The organism is Ohessyouella blattaphilus (assembly GCF_024721265.1).
Lineage (GTDB): Bacteria > Bacillota > Clostridia > Lachnospirales > Lachnospiraceae > Aequitasia > Aequitasia blattaphilus_A.
In genome coordinates this window covers 1-17482 of record NZ_JAMXOC010000020.1, presented here as the reverse complement: position 1 = coordinate 17482, position 17482 = coordinate 1, and the positions used below count along the sequence as shown (strand labels likewise).

The following is a 17482-nucleotide window of genomic DNA, read 5'->3' as shown; positions in this document are numbered from 1 at the left end:
TTGTTTGATTAACCGAAACGTTTCGGTTTTGCTTATATAGTACTCCTTCTAAGGGCTCTTGTCAATTCTTTAAGGACACAAAAAAAGACCCGCAGGTCTTTTTTTGCATAACTTATTCAACCACCACGCCTTTTTGTAACATGATGTTGGCATACAGTGCTTTTTCACTAGTGGCGATAATGGCATAAGCTGTCTTTGATTCATCATAAAACTTGAAGCGTTCGATATTACCGATACAGGCATCCCCGCGGCTATCGTTCTTTGTAACGATCTCCTTATATTCATCCCAGATCGGTGTTTCCACCGTATCGCCTTTCATCACTTCCATCAAGCTTACTGGATGATCGACGTACGTATCTAAGGGGAAAACCTTTAGAATTGCATCTAGTATCTCGGGTACGCCGTGACCATCCATGCGGATGACAATGGCATCTTTTCCCATACTTTCCGCAGGGAAGTTGCCATCGGCAATTACGAGGCGATCGCTATGTCCCATTTCACACAGGACTTTTAAAAGCTCGGGAGACAGTATCTGTGGTATTCCTTTTAACATGATTTCAAGCCTCCTTAGCGAATGGTTTTGTAAAGTGGTCCGTAGGCCTGGCACGCTCTGTAGTCTTGGCCTTCTTTATCCGAACCAAAGGCTGTCCAAGCCGCTGGTCTAAAGATGGTATCTTCCTCCACATTGTGCATATTTACAGGAATGCGAAGCATAGAGCAGAAGGTAATTAAATCAGCGCCGATGTGGCCGTAGCTTATAGCACCGTGATTAGCTCCCCAGTTATCCATTACGTCATAGGCGGTTTTGAAATAACCCTTACCTGTTACTCTTGGCGCAAACCAAGTACAAGGCCAAGTGTAGTCTGTGCGTTTCCATAGTTTATCAGTTACTTCATCCGGAAGTTTCACCGTCCAACCTTCCGCGATCTGAACCACCGGTCCAAGACCTTTTACGAGATTCAGTCTCATCATCGTTACTGGCATCTCTGCTTCTGTTACGAATCTAGATGAGTAACCAGCTCCTCTAAAGTAGCCATTATCGGCAGGGTTCCAAGTAGTGGCGTTAAGAATCGCATCCTGATCTTCTGGTGTTACATCATACCAAGGCTTGATCACGTTATTTCCGTTTGCGTCTTTGGCCTGACCATTCGCATCTAAGCAAGCAGCACCAGAGTTGATTAAGTGGATCATTCCACCAGCTTCTTTCGCTTTTCCTTCTAATTGATAGCCCGTGGCTTTACTAACGGCTTCTGGGCTCCAATAAGTACGCACATCGGCAAAAATCTGGGCCGTATTGGTTAGGAGCTTACCAAACATCATACCAAGACCGTTTAACACGTCGTTTTCTGTAGCCAGGATATAAGGCTCTCTAGCGCCTGTCCAGTCAAAAGAAGTGTTTAGTAGCGCTTCTGGGTAATCGCAGTTAGGATAGAAATCCGTCCATTGTCTTTGGCCCTGGAAACCAGCAGCTAAAGCGTTGTGACCTACTCGTTCTTCTTCACAACCCTCTGGTAGATTTTGATTGCCGTTCATCAAGTCTTTGATGATGCACATCATTTTTACGACAAATTCCCAGTCCTCATCTTTTTGATCTCTGGTTCTTTGTAGTTCTTCAGGGTTTTTATCAAAGCCTTCTATGCACTTTTCCTTCGTCCACTTAAGAGCTTTCTGAAATTCTTCCTCGTCGTAGATACCTTCCGTCATTCGGCGAATGATTTCCACCTCATCAACAGACTCTACCCGCATGCCTAAGTATTCCTCAATAAAAGCTGGATCGATAATCGAACCACCAATTCCCATACAGATAGAACCGATTTGTAAGTAAGATTTTCCTCTCATGGTCGCTGCGGCAACGGATGCCCGACCAAAGCGCAGGAGCTTTTCCATAACATCTGCAGGGATTTCGGTATCGTCAGCTTCTTGTACGTCGTGGCCATAGATACCAAAGGCTGGTAAGCCTTTTTGGGCGTGAGTCGCTAAGACAGAAGCAAGGTACACAGCTCCTGGTCTTTCGGTTCCGTTAAAGCCCCATACCGCTTTAATCGTCAGCGGATCGGCGTCCATCGTTTCCGAGCCATAGCACCAACAAGGTGTTACCGTTACGGTGATATCTACGCCTTCTTTTCTGAATTTGTCAGCACAAGCGGCAGTTTCACCTACTCGGCCAATGGTTGTGTCAGCGATCACTACCTTTACCGGCTCACCGTTTGAATATTTTAAAGTCTTTTCGTATAAGGCTTTTACCGATTTTGCCATGTTCATGGTCTGCTCTTCTAGACCTTCTCTTACCTTAAGTGCACCTCTTCTTGCATCAATTGTTGGTCTGATACCGATTACCGGGTAATCACCAACTAATCTTGACTTTGCCATTTTAACTTCCTCCTTCTTTTTACGCTTCTTTTATAATTATTTGTTTAAACTTCTGATAGGCTTCTTCCCAATCTTCCCCATTTTCTGGACGATATTCTTTGGTGTCCTCGGACGCCCGGATAATCTCTCTGGCCTTTTGTAGATTTTCGATTTCTCCAAGAGCCATCAATTGCACCGCAATGTTTCCTAGCGCTGTTGCTTCCACTGGCCCGGCAATCACTTTTTTATTATTGGCACTAGCGGTCATTTGACACAGCAGTTTACTCTGAATGCCGCCACCAATCATATGGATTTCGGGATACGTCTTTTTGGTGCAGGCCTCTATCTGCTCCAAGGTATAGCGATATTTAAGAGCCAAGCTCTGATTAATACAGCACACCACATCACCCACTGTCTCGGGGATAGCTTGACCGGTGCGAGCACAAAACTGGCGAATCCGTTTGGGAATGTTTCCGGCAGTATTGAATTCTGGGGCATCGGGATCGATAAAGCTAACAAAGGGCTTGGCTTTTGTCGCTAGCTGTTCTAACTCACCAAAGCCGTACTCGACCCCTTCTCGCATCCACTGGCGCCGGCTTTCTTGCACGAGCCACAAGCCGATAATGTTTTTAAGCAGGGTGGTCGTGTTACCATAACCGCCTTCGTTACTAACGTTGTATTTTAAAGAATCCTCGTTAATAATCGGCTCTTTAAGCTCGGTGCCAAATAGGCTCCAAGTACCACAGCTAATAAAGAGAAAATCTTCCTTCTGAGTAGGTACTGCTACCACGGCACTCTGGGTATCGTGACTGGCAACAGAGATGACTTTCGCTTTTTCAAGTCCCAGTTCCTCGCAGATATCTTCGGATAATTCGCCAACCGTAGTACCGCTAGGCACGATTTCTGCCAATAGCTTTTCGGGAATCTCTAAGGCCTCAAGAATCTCTTGCGACCAACATCTATTCTTGGCATCCATCAGCTGAGTGGTCGTTGCCATGGTGTACTCTGCCTTCTTTTCACCTGTTAAAAAATAGTTAAAAAGATCCGGTGTTAGGAGCAGGGTCTCTGCGCGCTCCAGAAGCCATGGTCTCTTTTTGACAAGGGCATACACTTGAAAAATCGTATTAAAGTTTTCGAACTGGTTACCGCTTAGGTTGTAAACTCTATCTTTTGGTAGCACCTTAAAGACCTCTTCTTGCATGCCTAGCGTCCGGTCATCACGGTAGTGAATGGCGTTCTCTAAGAGCACGCCGTGCTCATCAAGCAGACCAAAATCCACACCCCAAGTATCGATTCCTAGACTTTTAAAGCCACCCTTTTGCTTAGCCTTAAGCATTCCCTGCTTAATTTCAAAAAATTGTCTTAAAGTATCCCAGTACATGGTTTTCCCAACGGTTACCGGGTCGTTGGAAAAGCGATACACTTCTTCCATTTTGATTTTGCCGTCTTCTAGATAGCCGATAATCGCCCGTCCACTGGATGCCCCAAAGTCAAAAGCCAAAACTTGATTTTTACTCTTTCCCACTTGCTACCTCCTTATCCTATTTTCACAATGATCATCACTTAGAGTGTAGCATTCCCTATCTGCTCTTACTTGTGTTATAATAGTAAAAACTATAACAATATTCACTTTCGGAGGTTTTATGCAACATTTAAACTATTTGGAGCGCCGAACCCGGGGAACGGCGGATTTTCCCATCGACTACCATCACGTCACCCCTAGACACCCCCAATATCACATGGCTCTTCACTGGCATATGGAGTATGAACTTATTCGGGTATTAAAGAATACCTTTTCTCTAACCCTTGAGGAAACAACCATCGAAGTGGGCGAAGGTTCGGTAGTCTTTGTGCCCTCAGGTCTCCTTCATGAAGGTACGCCCCGTGATTGTATCTACGAATGCATCGTTTTTGATATAAATATGCTGATTAGCCGCAACGATTCTTTCAAGCAGTTGATTAAAAGCATTCATAATCACGAACTGGACCTTCGCCATATCTTTGATCCTTCATATAAAGATATTCATGATATCACTTGGACGCTTTTTGATGCCATTGCTTCAAAGAAACCAGGCTATCAAATGATTGTGGAAGGCTCTCTTTATCTTTTTTTTGGAACCATTTTCGCCAATCAGTATTTTAGTCCCGTTCAAAATAAGGGCGTCCATTCTCAGCGCCGGATTCTCCAATTAAAGACGGCTCTTGAGTATATCGAGACCTCATACCAGTCGCCACTAACCTTACAGGAGATTGCTGATACTGTGCATATGTCACCCAAATACTTCTGTCGCTTCTTTCAAGATATGGCTGGGCGCACCCCCATTGACTATCTGAACTATTACCGGATTGAACGAGCCTGCTATAAAATTCTCACTACCGATGATTCGATTACGGAAATCGCCTTTAATAGCGGCTTCAACGACTTAAGCTACTTCATCAAAACCTTCAAGAAATACAAAGGGGTCACCCCGAAGCAGTATCTAAAATGACAGATGAACAAATGGGGAGGTCGTTTTTTCAAAAAACGACCTCCCCATTTAAATAAAACGACCTTCCCAACCGACAACCGATTAATCGTATAGGTTTTGAGAGATCTCTTCTGAGTCCATGTTGTCTGATGTATACCATTGGCAACCGGTATCCACATCAGAAACTGATTCGCCTCTAGCGGCTTTTACGCAAAGGTCTACTAATGCTTCACCCATTGCTACTGGAGCCTGAGTAACGGCACCGATAAATACTTTATCTTTTACAGCCTTTTTAATGTTTTCACCAGAGTCGAAAGCAATACCGATTACTTTATCATCGCCTTCGCCGAACTTGTCTAAGTTAGCATTTCCGGTAATCATAGCTTCACCTGAATGTTGGTTAGAGCCGTAGATACAGATAATGTCTTTTTTGTTTAACAGAGTTTGGCAGTCAACAGCTGATAATTCGTTTGTTACTTGAGAAGGTACTACAACTTCTACGATAACGTCGCCATCTTCGCTCTTCTTATCATCGATAGCTGAATCACCAACGTATTTTTCGTTTCCTGTGATAGAGATGGTTTTGCCATCAGCTTCTACTAATTCTTTTAACTTATCGATAAAACCAAGTCCACGATTAATGATTGACTCAGCGGTAGCGTCTTGAGCCATAACCCCAACTCTTACTGGACCATCGGCATTTTTAATTCTGTCGCCAAGAGCAGCTTTATAACCTTCTTCAGCTGCTAATTCACCAGCTACGTAGTTATCTGTAGAAGCATTTGCTAAAATTGCGCCTTCAGGTGCCCCTGGAACACCAGAGTCAAAGCCGATAATCGGAATTCCAGCTGCTTGTGCCTGAGAGATCGCATCTAATAAAGCGTCTGTGTCAAGAGCGGCCAGTCCAAGAGCGGCTGGTTTTTGATTAATCGCACTTTGGAACATCTGTACCTGGTCAGCGATGTCTGATTCAGAGTTAGGTCCAACAAAGTTGATAGTAACCCCAAGTTCTTCCGCTTTTTGATCCGCACCTTTTTTCACTGCTTGCCAGTATTGATGCTGGAATCCTTTAGAAACGATCTCAATCTTTTCCCCGCCATTACTAGCAGACGAGTCGCCTCCATCGCTTGTCGATTCCTCTTTTTTAGAACCGCATCCTACTAACATGGATCCTACAAGTACTACACATAACAATGCACTAATTACTCTTCTTTTCATCTTTCTTCCTCCCTATGGATGAATTTTTATTTATTAATTCACAACTACTGTGAAATTAATATCCTACTTTTTAGCATTTTTTAAAATATCAACGAAGACGGCAATCAATAAGACGATACCGGTAATAATCTGTTGCCAGTTAGCCTGCAACCCGATAAAGGGTAGTCCTGTTTTAAGAAGAGACATAACGAATACTCCTAGTAGAGTACCGCCCACTGTTCCCGCACCACCGGTCATTGATGTTCCGCCGATAATGGCTCCAGCAATCGCATCTAACTCAAGTCCCGCTCCCGTTCCCGGCACTACCGCTTGAAACGTGGCCGCATAGGCGATGGCTGCAAGACCGGTGAAAAATCCGGATATTAAATACGCTAGCGAATGCCATTTCACAACATTGATTCCTGATAGTCTAGTTGCTTCTTTATTGCTACCAATGGCGATGATATAGCGTCCTGGTCTGGTTTTATTTAAGACAATCGACATGATGATAACGACGGCGATAACGATTAGAAAACCAATCGGAATCATCTTCCCGCCCACATTTATTTTGAAAATACTACGGAACCACCCATTTGGCGTTCCCGCTTGGGGCCAAGTAATACTGCTAGCACCAGCCATAATCGAGCCCAGTCCACGAGCGACCATCATCGATCCTAGAGTAGCGATAAAAGGTGGCAACCCGAGAATCGCTACCGTAACGGCGTTAAAGATTCCTAGGAACAAACCAAAGGCGATACATACTAGCATGCCCACAGCAACCGGTAAATCATAGTGACCAACCACGTAGCCACCAACCAAGCCAGCGGCAATGGTACCCGTACCGATGGAAAGGTCAACGCCGCCGGTAATAAGGGCAAACGTCACGCCAACGGCCATCAAACTAACGTAATAGGAATAATCAAAAATACTAACCACCGTCGAGTACTGACGAAAAGCTGGACTTAGCACGCTGAAAAAAGCAGCTAGTAAAATAATTACGCCAAGGACTACGATCTTCTGGGTACCGATCATCTTAACAATCGGATTATTGGTAAAGGCATTTCCCTTTTTCACATTCTTCTCCATTTTTCTTTCTCCCCCTTACCCTTCTCTTTTTGTCGCGCAATGCATAATAGCCTCTTGTGATACTTCTTCAATAGCCATTTCGCCTGTTTTTCTACCTTCACACATAACGATTACGCGATCGCTCATTCTAAGTATTTCGGTCATTTCCGAGGAAATCATGATAATGGATTTGCCCATTTTAACCAATTCGTTCATCAATTGATATATTTCACTTTTGGCTCCTACATCGATACCTCTTGTAGGCTCGTCAAAAATCAAAATCTCACAGTCTCTAACTAACCACTTGGCGATAACCACCTTTTGCTGATTACCTCCAGAAAGATTGACTACTAGCTGTTCAACGGAAGGTGTTTTCGTCTTTAACTGCTCGACGTACTTTTCAGCCACCTGGGCTTCTTTCTTCTTGTCGATAAAAATCCCTTTCATAAAATGATTAAGGGAAGCCATCGTCGAGTTCTCGGCTACCGTCTTCTCTACCGCAATCCCAAAGCGTTTTCTATCCTCCGATAGATAACCAATTCCGTTAGCAACCGCATCGGCCGGACTTTTGATATGAACGGTTTTGCCACCGATGATAATCTCACCGCTATCGATCGGATCAGCACCAAAAATCGCCCGTGCAGTCTCGGTTCTACCTGCTCCCATCAAACCAGAAAAGCCAAGAATTTCTCCTTTATGAAGCTGGAAACTAACATCCTTTACCATTTTCCCGGCATTTAAATTTTTCACTTCTAAGACCACAGGCGCATCCGCTGGTACATTGCTTTTGGTCTTTGGTTCTTCATAGATAACCCGGCCCACCATCATGTTGATGATGTCTTCTTTCGTACTGGTCTCGGTATCGAGAGTCCCTACGTAGCCACCATCACGCATAACCGTTACCCGGTCTGTGATCATCTTAATCTCATCCATCCGGTGAGAAATATAGACGATACCTAGTTGTTTTTCCCGAAGGTCCCGGATAATCTTAAATAATTCTTCAATCTCTGATTCCGTTAACGCTGCCGTCGGTTCGTCAAAGACCAAAACCTTCGATTCATGAGAAATCGCCTTAGCGATCTCACACATCTGCTGTTTACCAACCGTTAGGTTGCCCATCTGTTCCGTCGGGTCAATCTCGATATTAAGCTTAGCGAACAATTCTTTTGCCGCCTTATTCATGCTGGCATCGTTAATTAGCTTGCCACTCATCTTCTCCCGGCCGATAAAGATATTCTGAGCCACGGTTAGATGGCTAAGCATATTTAGCTCCTGATGCACAATCATAACACCGGCTTCTTGCGCTTCTTTAGGGCTTGTGAATTCCACGTCTTTACCTTCGTAGGTAATCGTTCCTTCATCTTTTTTATAAATTCCTGTCAAAACCTTCATCAAGGTAGATTTTCCTGCACCGTTTTCACCCATTAGGGCATGTACTTCTCCCTTTCTCACTTCCAAGTCAACGTGATCAAGAGCATGTACTCCCGGGAAGGATTTATCAATACCTTTCATTGTCAAAATTACTTCTCCCATGATTTCCACCTTCCTCTTTATTAATTCTTCCGTCTATGGCTACGAACATTGGCATAGACGGCCACTAGGACGATTAACCCGGTGATAACGTATTGCCAGTCCTTCTGAAAGCCCATCGCTAAGATACCTTCTTGTAATAGGGCGATAATCAAGACCCCGAGAAAAGTGCCACCAATGGAAGCCGTACCACCACTCATGGCGGTACCACCCATCACACAACCTGCGATTGCTTCGTTGTTGTAGGTGTCTCCTAGTCCTGGTTGAACGGTGGAATACGCACCCACAAAGATAATGGCGGCGATTCCCGCTAAGGTACCGCAGATTACGTAGGCCAGCATTTCCCATTTTTTAACATTTACGCCCGATAAGCGAACGGCTTCTTTGTTGCTACCGATGCAAAGGATATACCGTCCGGCTTTTGTCTTATTTAAGATAATGGCACAAATAATAGAAGCGATAATCAGGACTAGCAGACCTGTCGGAATCTGGGTACCATCGCTAGTCATAATCTTTACTAGTTTTCTAAACTCGCCATTTTCCTGAACCGCTTGGGGCCAACTAACTGACTGCGTTTTCGTAAAGACGGAACCGATACCTTTGGCTAGCATCATGCTGGCCATCGAGGTGATAAACGACGGTAAGTTCCAGTACGCTACGAGATAGCCGTTAAGGCAACCGAATAAAGTACCAACTAGAATCGAAATCAGCAAGCAGAGAACTAGGGGCAGCCCGTTCTGGGTTAAAAGGTAGCCGCTGATTAGCGCGGCGCAGAACATCACTGGACCAATGGAGAAATCAATTCCTCCGGTAGCGATGACAAAAGTAACTCCTAGCGCCAAAAATCCTAGAAAGTAGGCGTAATTAAGAGCGCTTAAAATACGGTTATAGCTCAAAAACGTCGGGCTTAAAATGGCGAATATTCCGTACATTAATAGCAGTACCAGAAATAAAACAACCCGGTTAAAGCCAACCTTTTTGATAAAAGTGTTGTTTTTCAACTTTTCCAATTTCCATTCCTCCAATTCATTAAACTACCGTAAGTATAAAGAGGTTTTTAGAAATTTTTAATTGAATTATCTACAAAAAAAGGTTAAAAAATTACGTTTCGTAATTTTTTAACCTTTTTACTAATCCTCTTGGGTAGTTACCGGATACAAGAGCCGCTGGTTCTCATCTAGATACATATTGCTCTGATTAATCAGCACGCTCCCTGAATCGATATAACTTTCTATTTTCTTTCCTTGAACTGCATGAAAGCCTTGCTCCACCGCTAAATACCCCATATTTACCGGCTTTTGAATCACAATCGCGCTAAAGATATTCTGTTCGAGAAACTGAATCTCTTCAATCGAATTATCAAATCCCACCATCTTCACTTGCTCGGTAAGTCCTAAATCCCTAATTGCCCTGGCCGCACCCACCGCCGAGTATTCATTCATCCCCATAATCATGTCGATTTCTGGATATTTCTTCATCATCTCTACCGTTAAGCTATAGGCTTTTTCATAGGAGGAATCGCAAAAGACCACTTCCTTAATATTCTCCTCATACTCACCAAGACCTTCTCGCATGCCCGCTTCCCGGTCAATGGCTGTGGAAACGCCCTGAACATGTCCCACCATGCCTATTTGAGACTCGCCATTTAAAAAACGTCTGGCATACTCGCCAAGACTAACTCCCGCTTTATAGTTATCCGTCGAAACTACACTAGCACCAATGTCCTCATCGATTTTGGAATCCACCAGTACCACCTGAATACCGGCTGCCTGGGCTTCTTTTAAACTAGGCGTTAGGGCTACTGTACTGGTAGAAGCAATCATAATTGCTTCCGGCTCTAAAGCTATGGCTTCTTTTACCTTTTCGATTTGACCTGACACATCTCCTTCGGAGTAAGTCCCCATAATCGTAATCTTTATATTGTTCTCTGAGGCCCCAAGCTTCGCCCCTTCTATCAAAGAATTCCAAAAACCGTTCTGGGGATCTAACGTTTTCGGGATAAAGATAAAGTGATACTCCCGTTCTCTTTCTTGTTCCTTGCGATAGGCACTAAAGACATAGATAGAAATCGTCACTAATGCAAGCAAAAGAATTCCTATCCCGATTAAGTTCGCTCTATTCTTTTTTCTCATAAACTTTCCCTCTCAATCGGAATGGTAATTCTCGCCTTCGTCCCAATGCCTACTTTGCTTTCGTAGTGAATACCGTAGTCCGCACCATAATAGAGCTGAAGACGCCGCTGTACGTTATTGACGCCCACGCCACCACGCTTATAGTCATTCTTCTTCTCATCAAAAATATGATTTAAGGTCTCGGTATCCATGCCCACACCGTTATCACTTACTTCAAGATAGGCATTTTCACCTTCTAAGCCCCCGGTAATAAGCAGTTGACCTTTTTCCTCTTTTAGCTTGAGACCGTGATAAATACTATTCTCTACTAGCGGCTGAATGGCAAACTTAATAATCGGGATGCCCTCAATCCGGGGGTCAATTCGCATATCAAAATCCATCTTGTCCTTATAACGCATCTTCTGAATGGTCAAATAGTTCTTAACGTAGGCAATCTCTTCCCTAATCGGCACTTCCTCTTTGTCATTGCTGATTGCCTGACGAAAAAGCCTGGCAAGAGCCGAGGTCATTAGAACCACTTCTTCATTTTCCCCGGCTTCAGACATCCAGATAATCGAATCCAGGGTGTTATAGAGAAAGTGGGGGTTGATCTGAGCCTGTAAGGCTTTCATTTCGCTTCGCCTTTTCTCCTTTTGCTCATGGATATTCTCTTCCATCAAATTCTGGATTTGCTGGGTCATACTGTTAAAAGACTTTGTCAGCGAACCCAGTTCATTGTTGGCCGTAACTTCCACACTCGCCTCCAAAAACTGTCCCTTTTCCACCAGTACCATGGAGTCTTTCAAATCGCGAATCGGCCTGGTTATCTCTTTGGAAATAAAGCTAGACACTAGCAATACGCCGGCTAATAATAGAAACATCGCTACAAAGTAAATCATCTGGGTCTGGGTATCGTTTTTTAACAAATCAGAAGCATAGGTGGCGCCGACTACACTCCAGCCGGTTTTATCGGAAACCGACTTGGTATAAATAATACTATCCTCACCGGAGTCGTCAATCAAATAGGGCTGATCGCTTTCCATAATTCCTGTAATATTCTCCGTCTTAAGACCACCGTACATAAGTTGCATTTTCGGGTGATACACTACATTTCCCAGTTCGTCCAAGATAAAGACATACCCTTTATTCCCTAGGCGGTTCCGACTACAAAGGTCGCTAATCGACTCGTAGTTTAGATCGACGAAAAAAACGCCTTCCCGCTGAGCCGTTTGATGATTGATTAGAGCTTTACTTAAAGTAATGACCCATTTATAGCTACTAGGAATCACATTCTGCACATGAGAAGAAGAAACCACTTGTCCGCTTTTTGAAGAAAGGGTGGTCTGGTACCACCGCTGATTCTTAATGTTAACGTAATCGCTTAAGGTATCGGTACCGTCATTTACCAAGTATTTTCCGTTATCTGCTACCGCGGCAATATTCGAAATGTCATCCCGACTATCGCGAATGGTATTAAACTGAGAGATAATTCGGTTTTTGTTAGTAGTCTCCGCCACATCCGACTTCTCGTCGTTAAACAGGTACATGGAGAGCTCGGTCCCATTGGCTACCACCGCGGCAATATTTTCCATACTCTCAATATAAGAATCGATATTATCGTTTACCTGCTTGGTAATAGCCGTGGTTGCCTCCACCGAATTCTCAAAAGCCACTTCCCTAGTGTGGCGTAGTGCAATAAATAAAAAAATAAGCATGGCCAGCACCATGAGGAGTGAAAATGACACCATCATGGTACTTTGCGTGCTTCTAAATTTTCGAAAAATATGTTTCTTTAGATTATTGATTTTCATTGGCGATGCTCCTTAGCATAATGCTTCGGGGTCATTCCTACTATTTTTTTAAAAGCTATATTAAAATAATGGGGGTCACTAAACCCAACTTTTTCAGCAATCTGATAGTTCTTAAGACTTGTCTCCCGCAATAACTGCTTCGCCTTCTCCATGCGCACGCCGTTAAGCGCCTCAAGAAATGTCTTCCCTGTCTCCTCTTTGAAAATCGTACTAAAGTGACTGGTACTGATATTTAAATACTCACACATCTTTTGGAGGGTGATGTCCGAATCCCCGTAATGAGCCTGGATGTAATCTAAGGCTAATCCAGCTTGCCTTTCCTTGCTGGACTGAACCACAGACGCTACGGAGGTGAGAGCGTACTGGGTGTACTCCTTTAAGCGCTCAATTGCCTTATCAAGGGTACGAGCCCGTAAGACGGCCGTAATATCGCCATCTTCTAATCTAGCATTATCATTAATCTCGACCACCCCTTCATAGATGCGGTAGTGAACTTGATGAAGATAAGCAATAGCCTGGTTTTTATCCACATCGTTTGTACGAATCCAGCATTTAAATTCGTCAAGCACTCGAAAGGCTCCCTCCTGAGAGTCCTTCCGAATCTCCGCTATCAAGGCAGATAAAATATCTTCTAAGTCCTCAGCACTTTTCTGAGCGTCCGCTTCCTCACAGTCGAAAATCACCCCGTCACCTCTAATATAGCGATATGTCAGACTCTTTATGGCACTTTCATAAGAGGTGTCTAGCTCTTCAAGAGAAGTAACAAACTCACCAAGGCCAACGGAAATCGTCAGCCCCGTAGTCTCCCAGACCTTTTCCTGAATCTCCCTGGCAATTCCTTGGACTTCTTTCTTCTCTTCTTTCACTCGGTTAGTATAAAATAAAATATAGCTGCGGTTATCGTTATCTTGAAAAACCAGGCCGGCTTTGTGAGCTTCCACAATCTCACGAGCGATATTATTTGCTACGAAAGCCATTAGCGCGCTTTCCTTCTTGGCCTCTTCGTCAATCTCATATAGTTCCGAATACACGTCAATATCAAGAATCGCCACCCGGTAGGCACTGCCTTTAATCGCCAGATCGCATTCCCTTAACTCTTCGAGACACGTTTCTACCCGCTGGGTTCCTTTAATCAGATTGGTCAAAGTCTTCGCCACAATTACTTTTTCACTCTTGGTGTGATTCTTATAGGCTTTCGAAAGCTCCTGAGACTTATCTAGCTTTTCTTTTACTTTTAATAAGATTTCTTTCAGTTCCCTACCGGTAACCGGCTTTAAGATATACTCTGACACCTGATACTTAATCGCTTGCTTCGCATACTCAAAATCATCGTAACCACTAAAGATAATAATCGCTGTCTGGGGATACTCCTCGTAGAGATACTTACTTAACTCCATCCCATCCACGTAAGGCATACAAATATCCGTTAAGACAACATCAACAGGATGCGCTTGCAAATAAGCAATCGCATCCTTTCCATTCTCACAGTCTTTCACTAGCTCAAAGCCTAGCTCCGCCCACTTCACATTATCTCGTATGGCTTCTCTAACTAATATTTCGTCGTCGACTAATAATATCTTATACACACAAACCTCCGTTAGCGGACGATTTCCCCATCCTCGTCCCACAAATCATGCCAATCTTTTGCTCCATCCCATAGGAACACCTGGCCTTTTACCAGACGATTCTCCTTTTCAAGGGTCGCTATCACTTGCATCTCTTCCTCGGTTAAAGGATCTTCCTCGATGCACGCAAGGTTGCTGATATAATTGCGAGGCGTGGTAGAAAAAGGAATCGGTAGCTGCCCTCTACCTACAGCCCACTTAAGTGCTACACTGGCTGGGTGAATCCCGTGGTTTTTAGCAATCTCTTTAATTTCTGGGAGCTCAAGGTCCGCAATATCATTCGGATCGATATCCCGCTCCGGTCTCCTAGGCGAACCCATCGGCATATAGGCAATTGGCAACATCCCGTGAGCTTTCGTATACTGAAATAACTCCTCTTGCTGGAAGCAAGGGTGAAGCTCCATCTCGTGAGCGGCTGGTTTAATCATCAGTTTATTTAAGACACCCTCAAACTTCGGAATCGTCATATTGGAAACGCCGATATTTTTCACTAAGCCTTCCTGACATAACTCCTCAATTTGGTGATACGTATCGCAAAACTCGCTTTCGCTAAAAGGCTGCGAATCCGCACTTCTCGCCTCCACGTCGCATCCTGGTGCATGATAATTAGGAAACGGCCAGTGAATAAAATACATATCTAGGTAGCCACATTGTAAATCCTCGATAGACTTTTGGCAAGCGACTTTTACTTCTCGGTGCATGTCATTCCAAACTTTGGACATGATAAATAAATCTTTTCTTTCTACCACGCCTTCAGCGATTAGCTTGCTAATTACTTCACCGATTTCTTTCTCGTTTCCATAGACCGAGGCGCAGTCAATTAGGCGATACCCCGCCCGAATGCCCCCTTCTACCGCGGCTGCCACCTGAGCCGGCGTAAAGCGATCTGACCCAAAAGTACCCATCCCGATTGCGGGAATTGCTTCCCCATTTCCTAGTTTCATCATTTTCATAATACGTGTCTCCTTTTCCAAACCGAAACGTTTCGGTTTTGTTTGATACCTATCATACTTCCAATGATTTAGATTGTCAATTAGAATTTAAAAAGGAATGGCAAAAGCCATTCCCTAAATCGTAATCTCTATTTGATTGTCTTCAATGCCGATAATACAGCTTTCATAATAGCCGTCGCCAGTAGTTCGAGGACCACTGATTACCTGGTAACCGTCCTTCTTTAAAAGACTTGTTAGCTCGTCTACTTTTTTCTTACTCCCAAGGCTAAATGCCAAATGGATATAGCCTGTTCTTACAAGAGTTTTCGCTGGCGCTTCCATTTCTGGCTTGTTCATAATTTCTAAACGGGTGCCTTCGGTAAAGCTTAAAAAGTAAGAACGAAACCCTGTGCTCTCGTTATGATACCCATCATTCGCTGTGGCCTGAAAGTACTTAATAAAAAACTCTTTCGTTTTTTCTAAATCTTCTACGTACATCGCTATATGTTCGATTTTCATAAGCACTTCTTTACTTAATCAACCGAGAAATCTGTTTAAAACTCTCGCTTCCCGCCTCTTTTAAAAGCTCAAAAAGAATACTTTCCGTCGTTGTCAGAAGTGCGCCTTCTGCTTCTAAGCGCCGCAGAGCAATGTCTGAATCGGCCTTCTTTCTCGAGGTAACGCAGTCGGTAACAATCATCACGTTGTACCCCTTCGCAATCAGATCAAGAGCCGTTTGTTGCACACAAATATGGGTTTCCATACCAAAAATAAGAACGTTTTTCTTTTGGTAGGAATCGATTCTCTCGGCAATCTCCTCACTACCATAGGCACTAAAAGTCAATTTGTCACTTGGTTCATGGCTGCCGAGAGCTTCCTTAATCTCTGGGATATAATCTCCTAACCCTTTAGGGTATTGGCGAAAGGGCACTACTGGTACACCTAGGATCCTAAGTCCTTCGATTAAGCGCACGCTTGCAGCTACCGTCTCCACCTTACGATCCATCACCGGGACTAATCGCTCCTGAACGTCAATAAGTATTGCCATGGTATCTTCTTTAAAATATCGCATATAAAAAGTCTCCTTTAAAAAGTTATAATCATTTAATAGCATCTGCCACAATTATAGCTCTTTTTAGGAGACTTTTCCAATATTCTACTGATTTAGGAAAGCAAGCGGGAATCCTCGGTTCTTCAAGTGCCGAGAGTAGTCACATAGTGTTTTACTAACTCGGGGCTCGACTGCTCCGTAATATTTTGATACAAGTCTGCAGATAGTTGGCGCATCTCGGCGAAGGTCTCGGGAGAGAGTTCGACGATTTCCACGCCGTTTGCCGCCATAATACCTAGACGGTCTTTGACCCTTTCATCGGCCTGCCAACAACTGTCCAAACGGCACAAAAAACGCCAGCGGCGAAAATATATTCACCACTGACGTTTTTTGTGCTATTTTGCTTGCTATCACTTAATGTTCAAAGATAATAGCTATTGTTTTTTCTCGGATATTAACTTATCGATATCATCAAAAGCATTTTCAAGTCTCTCTACATGATATATCTCATACATATCATAAATAAAATCTCGCAAATGAAGCGCTTCCCATTCCTCTAATACCTCAGCCGTATTTCTATTTTTTACTTCTGCATAACGTTCTATGAGATATATAAAGAACTCTGCCTGCTTACTCATTATCTTCACTCCCTTATATACTGTGAATTGCGCGGATCACCAGTAACTTTTTCACTCTCCCACATATCAAATACAATACGAGGGCTCATTGCGTAGACTTCGTAAGTCGAATCACTTAACATATCGTACGTTTTTGATTTAATAAATGCTGTGATAGCCTCTTTTTCTTCCAAACCATACTTTTCAGTAATTAATTTAATAACCTCAAGGTCAAAAAAAGTCATTGTTCTCGCCGGCACTCTCATTTTATCATCTCACTCCTTTCAAAAATCAGAATACGAATTGCCCTTTCTGTTAGAAATGCATATTGATCTGTAAGATTCTGGGGTAAGAGACGCTTTACAGCTTCTTCTTTTGTATATATTCCACTCATATAATCGTCAATCACTGGTAAAGTCGAGTCGTTTGCTACTGGTCCAATTACAATATCATAAGGATTTATTCCAAGAATTTCTTTTCTATAAAGTTAAGCAGAGTACCACGTCCATAAAACTTGCATGGGCGTGGGTGAATGCTCATATCTTACATGTTCACTTAAATGAAAAATTAAATTCCAGCAATCTCTAACCGCAGTAAATCTGCGGAAGTAACTTCTGTTTTGCACCTTAACAAATTCATATGTTTGTCGTATAATTAACCTAGAAGCACCCAAAATGTAAGCTTTACTGCATGCCAAACGGGCATCTGAAAATAGTGTGCGAGACT

The 17482-nt window shown here is 43.4% G+C and carries 18 protein-coding genes; 1 reads left to right on the top strand and 17 read right to left on the bottom strand.

All coding sequences use genetic code 11. The features are described 5' to 3' along the window. Nucleotides 1–112: 112 nt before the first annotated feature. From NHH16_RS11875 to NHH16_RS11865, 3 genes are read right to left on the bottom strand one after another with little or no spacing between them, the layout of a single operon-like run. Nucleotides 113–553, bottom strand: a complete 441-nt coding sequence (locus tag NHH16_RS11875; protein WP_262069824.1) for an RbsD/FucU family protein — start codon at nt 551–553, stop codon at nt 113–115. Between the two features lie 14 nt (nt 554–567). Further along, entirely contained in the window at nt 568–2370 is a 1803-nt protein-coding gene (locus tag NHH16_RS11870) for an L-fucose isomerase (protein ID WP_262069823.1), read from the bottom strand. Nucleotides 2371–2389: 19 nt separating this feature from the next. Further along, on the bottom strand, nt 2390–3874 hold the full coding sequence (locus tag NHH16_RS11865) for a rhamnulokinase (protein ID WP_262069822.1): 1485 nt from the start codon (nt 3872–3874) through the stop codon (nt 2390–2392). A gap of 118 nt (nt 3875–3992) precedes the next feature. Between NHH16_RS11865 and NHH16_RS11860 the strand changes: the two genes are divergently transcribed. After that, nucleotides 3993–4838, top strand: a complete 846-nt coding sequence (locus tag NHH16_RS11860) for an AraC family transcriptional regulator (protein WP_262069821.1) — start codon at nt 3993–3995, stop codon at nt 4836–4838. An 81-nt stretch (nt 4839–4919) separates the two neighbouring features. Here the strand turns inward: NHH16_RS11860 and NHH16_RS11855 are convergent, their stop codons facing one another. The 14 genes from NHH16_RS11855 to NHH16_RS15735 all read right to left on the bottom strand — a co-directional run bounded on the left by NHH16_RS11855 (nt 4920) and on the right by NHH16_RS15735 (nt 17219). Then, a complete protein-coding gene (locus NHH16_RS11855) occupies nt 4920–5984 on the bottom strand; it encodes a substrate-binding domain-containing protein (RefSeq protein WP_416389392.1) in 1065 nt (354 codons plus the stop codon). A 114-nt stretch (nt 5985–6098) separates the two neighbouring features. Beyond that, on the bottom strand, nt 6099–7100 hold the full coding sequence (locus tag NHH16_RS11850; RefSeq protein WP_262069819.1) for an ABC transporter permease: 1002 nt from the start codon (nt 7098–7100) through the stop codon (nt 6099–6101). Nucleotides 7101–7115: 15 nt separating this feature from the next. Then, a complete protein-coding gene (locus tag NHH16_RS11845) occupies nt 7116–8612 on the bottom strand; it encodes a sugar ABC transporter ATP-binding protein (protein WP_262069818.1) in 1497 nt (498 codons plus the stop codon). A gap of 20 nt (nt 8613–8632) precedes the next feature. Beyond that, the gene (locus NHH16_RS11840; protein ID WP_262069817.1) at nt 8633–9619 is read right to left on the bottom strand and encodes an ABC transporter permease; all 987 of its coding nucleotides are present in this window, start codon (nt 9617–9619) and stop codon (nt 8633–8635) included. 120 nt (nt 9620–9739) lie between these two features. Then, nucleotides 9740–10741 (bottom strand): substrate-binding domain-containing protein, encoded by a 1002-nt coding sequence (locus NHH16_RS11835; protein ID WP_262069816.1) that lies wholly within the window; start codon nt 10739–10741, stop codon nt 9740–9742. Beyond that, on the bottom strand, nt 10738–12531 hold the full coding sequence (locus NHH16_RS11830; protein WP_262069815.1) for a sensor histidine kinase: 1794 nt from the start codon (nt 12529–12531) through the stop codon (nt 10738–10740). The genes NHH16_RS11835 and NHH16_RS11830 overlap by 4 nt, the downstream gene beginning before the upstream one ends. Continuing rightward, complete coding sequence (locus tag NHH16_RS15665; protein WP_262069814.1) at nt 12528–14117, bottom strand: response regulator transcription factor; 1590 nt, start codon at nt 14115–14117, stop codon at nt 12528–12530. The genes NHH16_RS11830 and NHH16_RS15665 overlap by 4 nt, the downstream gene beginning before the upstream one ends. A gap of 11 nt (nt 14118–14128) precedes the next feature. After that, nucleotides 14129–15109 carry an aldo/keto reductase gene (locus tag NHH16_RS11820; RefSeq protein WP_262069813.1) on the bottom strand — a complete coding sequence of 327 codons (981 nt, stop codon included), beginning with the start codon at nt 15107–15109 and terminating at the stop codon, nt 14129–14131. Between the two features lie 114 nt (nt 15110–15223). Further along, nucleotides 15224–15607, bottom strand: coding sequence for a VOC family protein (locus NHH16_RS11815; protein WP_262069812.1), 384 nt, complete (start codon nt 15605–15607; stop codon nt 15224–15226). Nucleotides 15608–15617: 10 nt separating this feature from the next. Beyond that, complete coding sequence (locus NHH16_RS11810; RefSeq protein WP_262069811.1) at nt 15618–16160, bottom strand: hydrolase; 543 nt, start codon at nt 16158–16160, stop codon at nt 15618–15620. A 122-nt stretch (nt 16161–16282) separates the two neighbouring features. After that, nucleotides 16283–16480 (bottom strand): hypothetical protein, encoded by a 198-nt coding sequence (locus NHH16_RS11805; protein ID WP_262069810.1) that lies wholly within the window; start codon nt 16478–16480, stop codon nt 16283–16285. Nucleotides 16481–16573: 93 nt separating this feature from the next. After that, on the bottom strand, nt 16574–16777 hold the full coding sequence (locus tag NHH16_RS11800; protein ID WP_262069809.1) for a DUF3791 domain-containing protein: 204 nt from the start codon (nt 16775–16777) through the stop codon (nt 16574–16576). Nucleotides 16778–16782: 5 nt separating this feature from the next. Then, entirely contained in the window at nt 16783–17022 is a 240-nt protein-coding gene (locus NHH16_RS11795) for a hypothetical protein (protein ID WP_262069808.1), read from the bottom strand. Then, nucleotides 17019–17219: a DUF3990 domain-containing protein gene (locus NHH16_RS15735; protein ID WP_416389391.1), complete on the bottom strand. Its 201-nt coding sequence runs from the start codon at nt 17217–17219 to the stop codon at nt 17019–17021. Before NHH16_RS15735 ends, NHH16_RS11795 begins: the two co-directional genes overlap by 4 nt. Nucleotides 17220–17482: the final 263 nt, after the last annotated feature.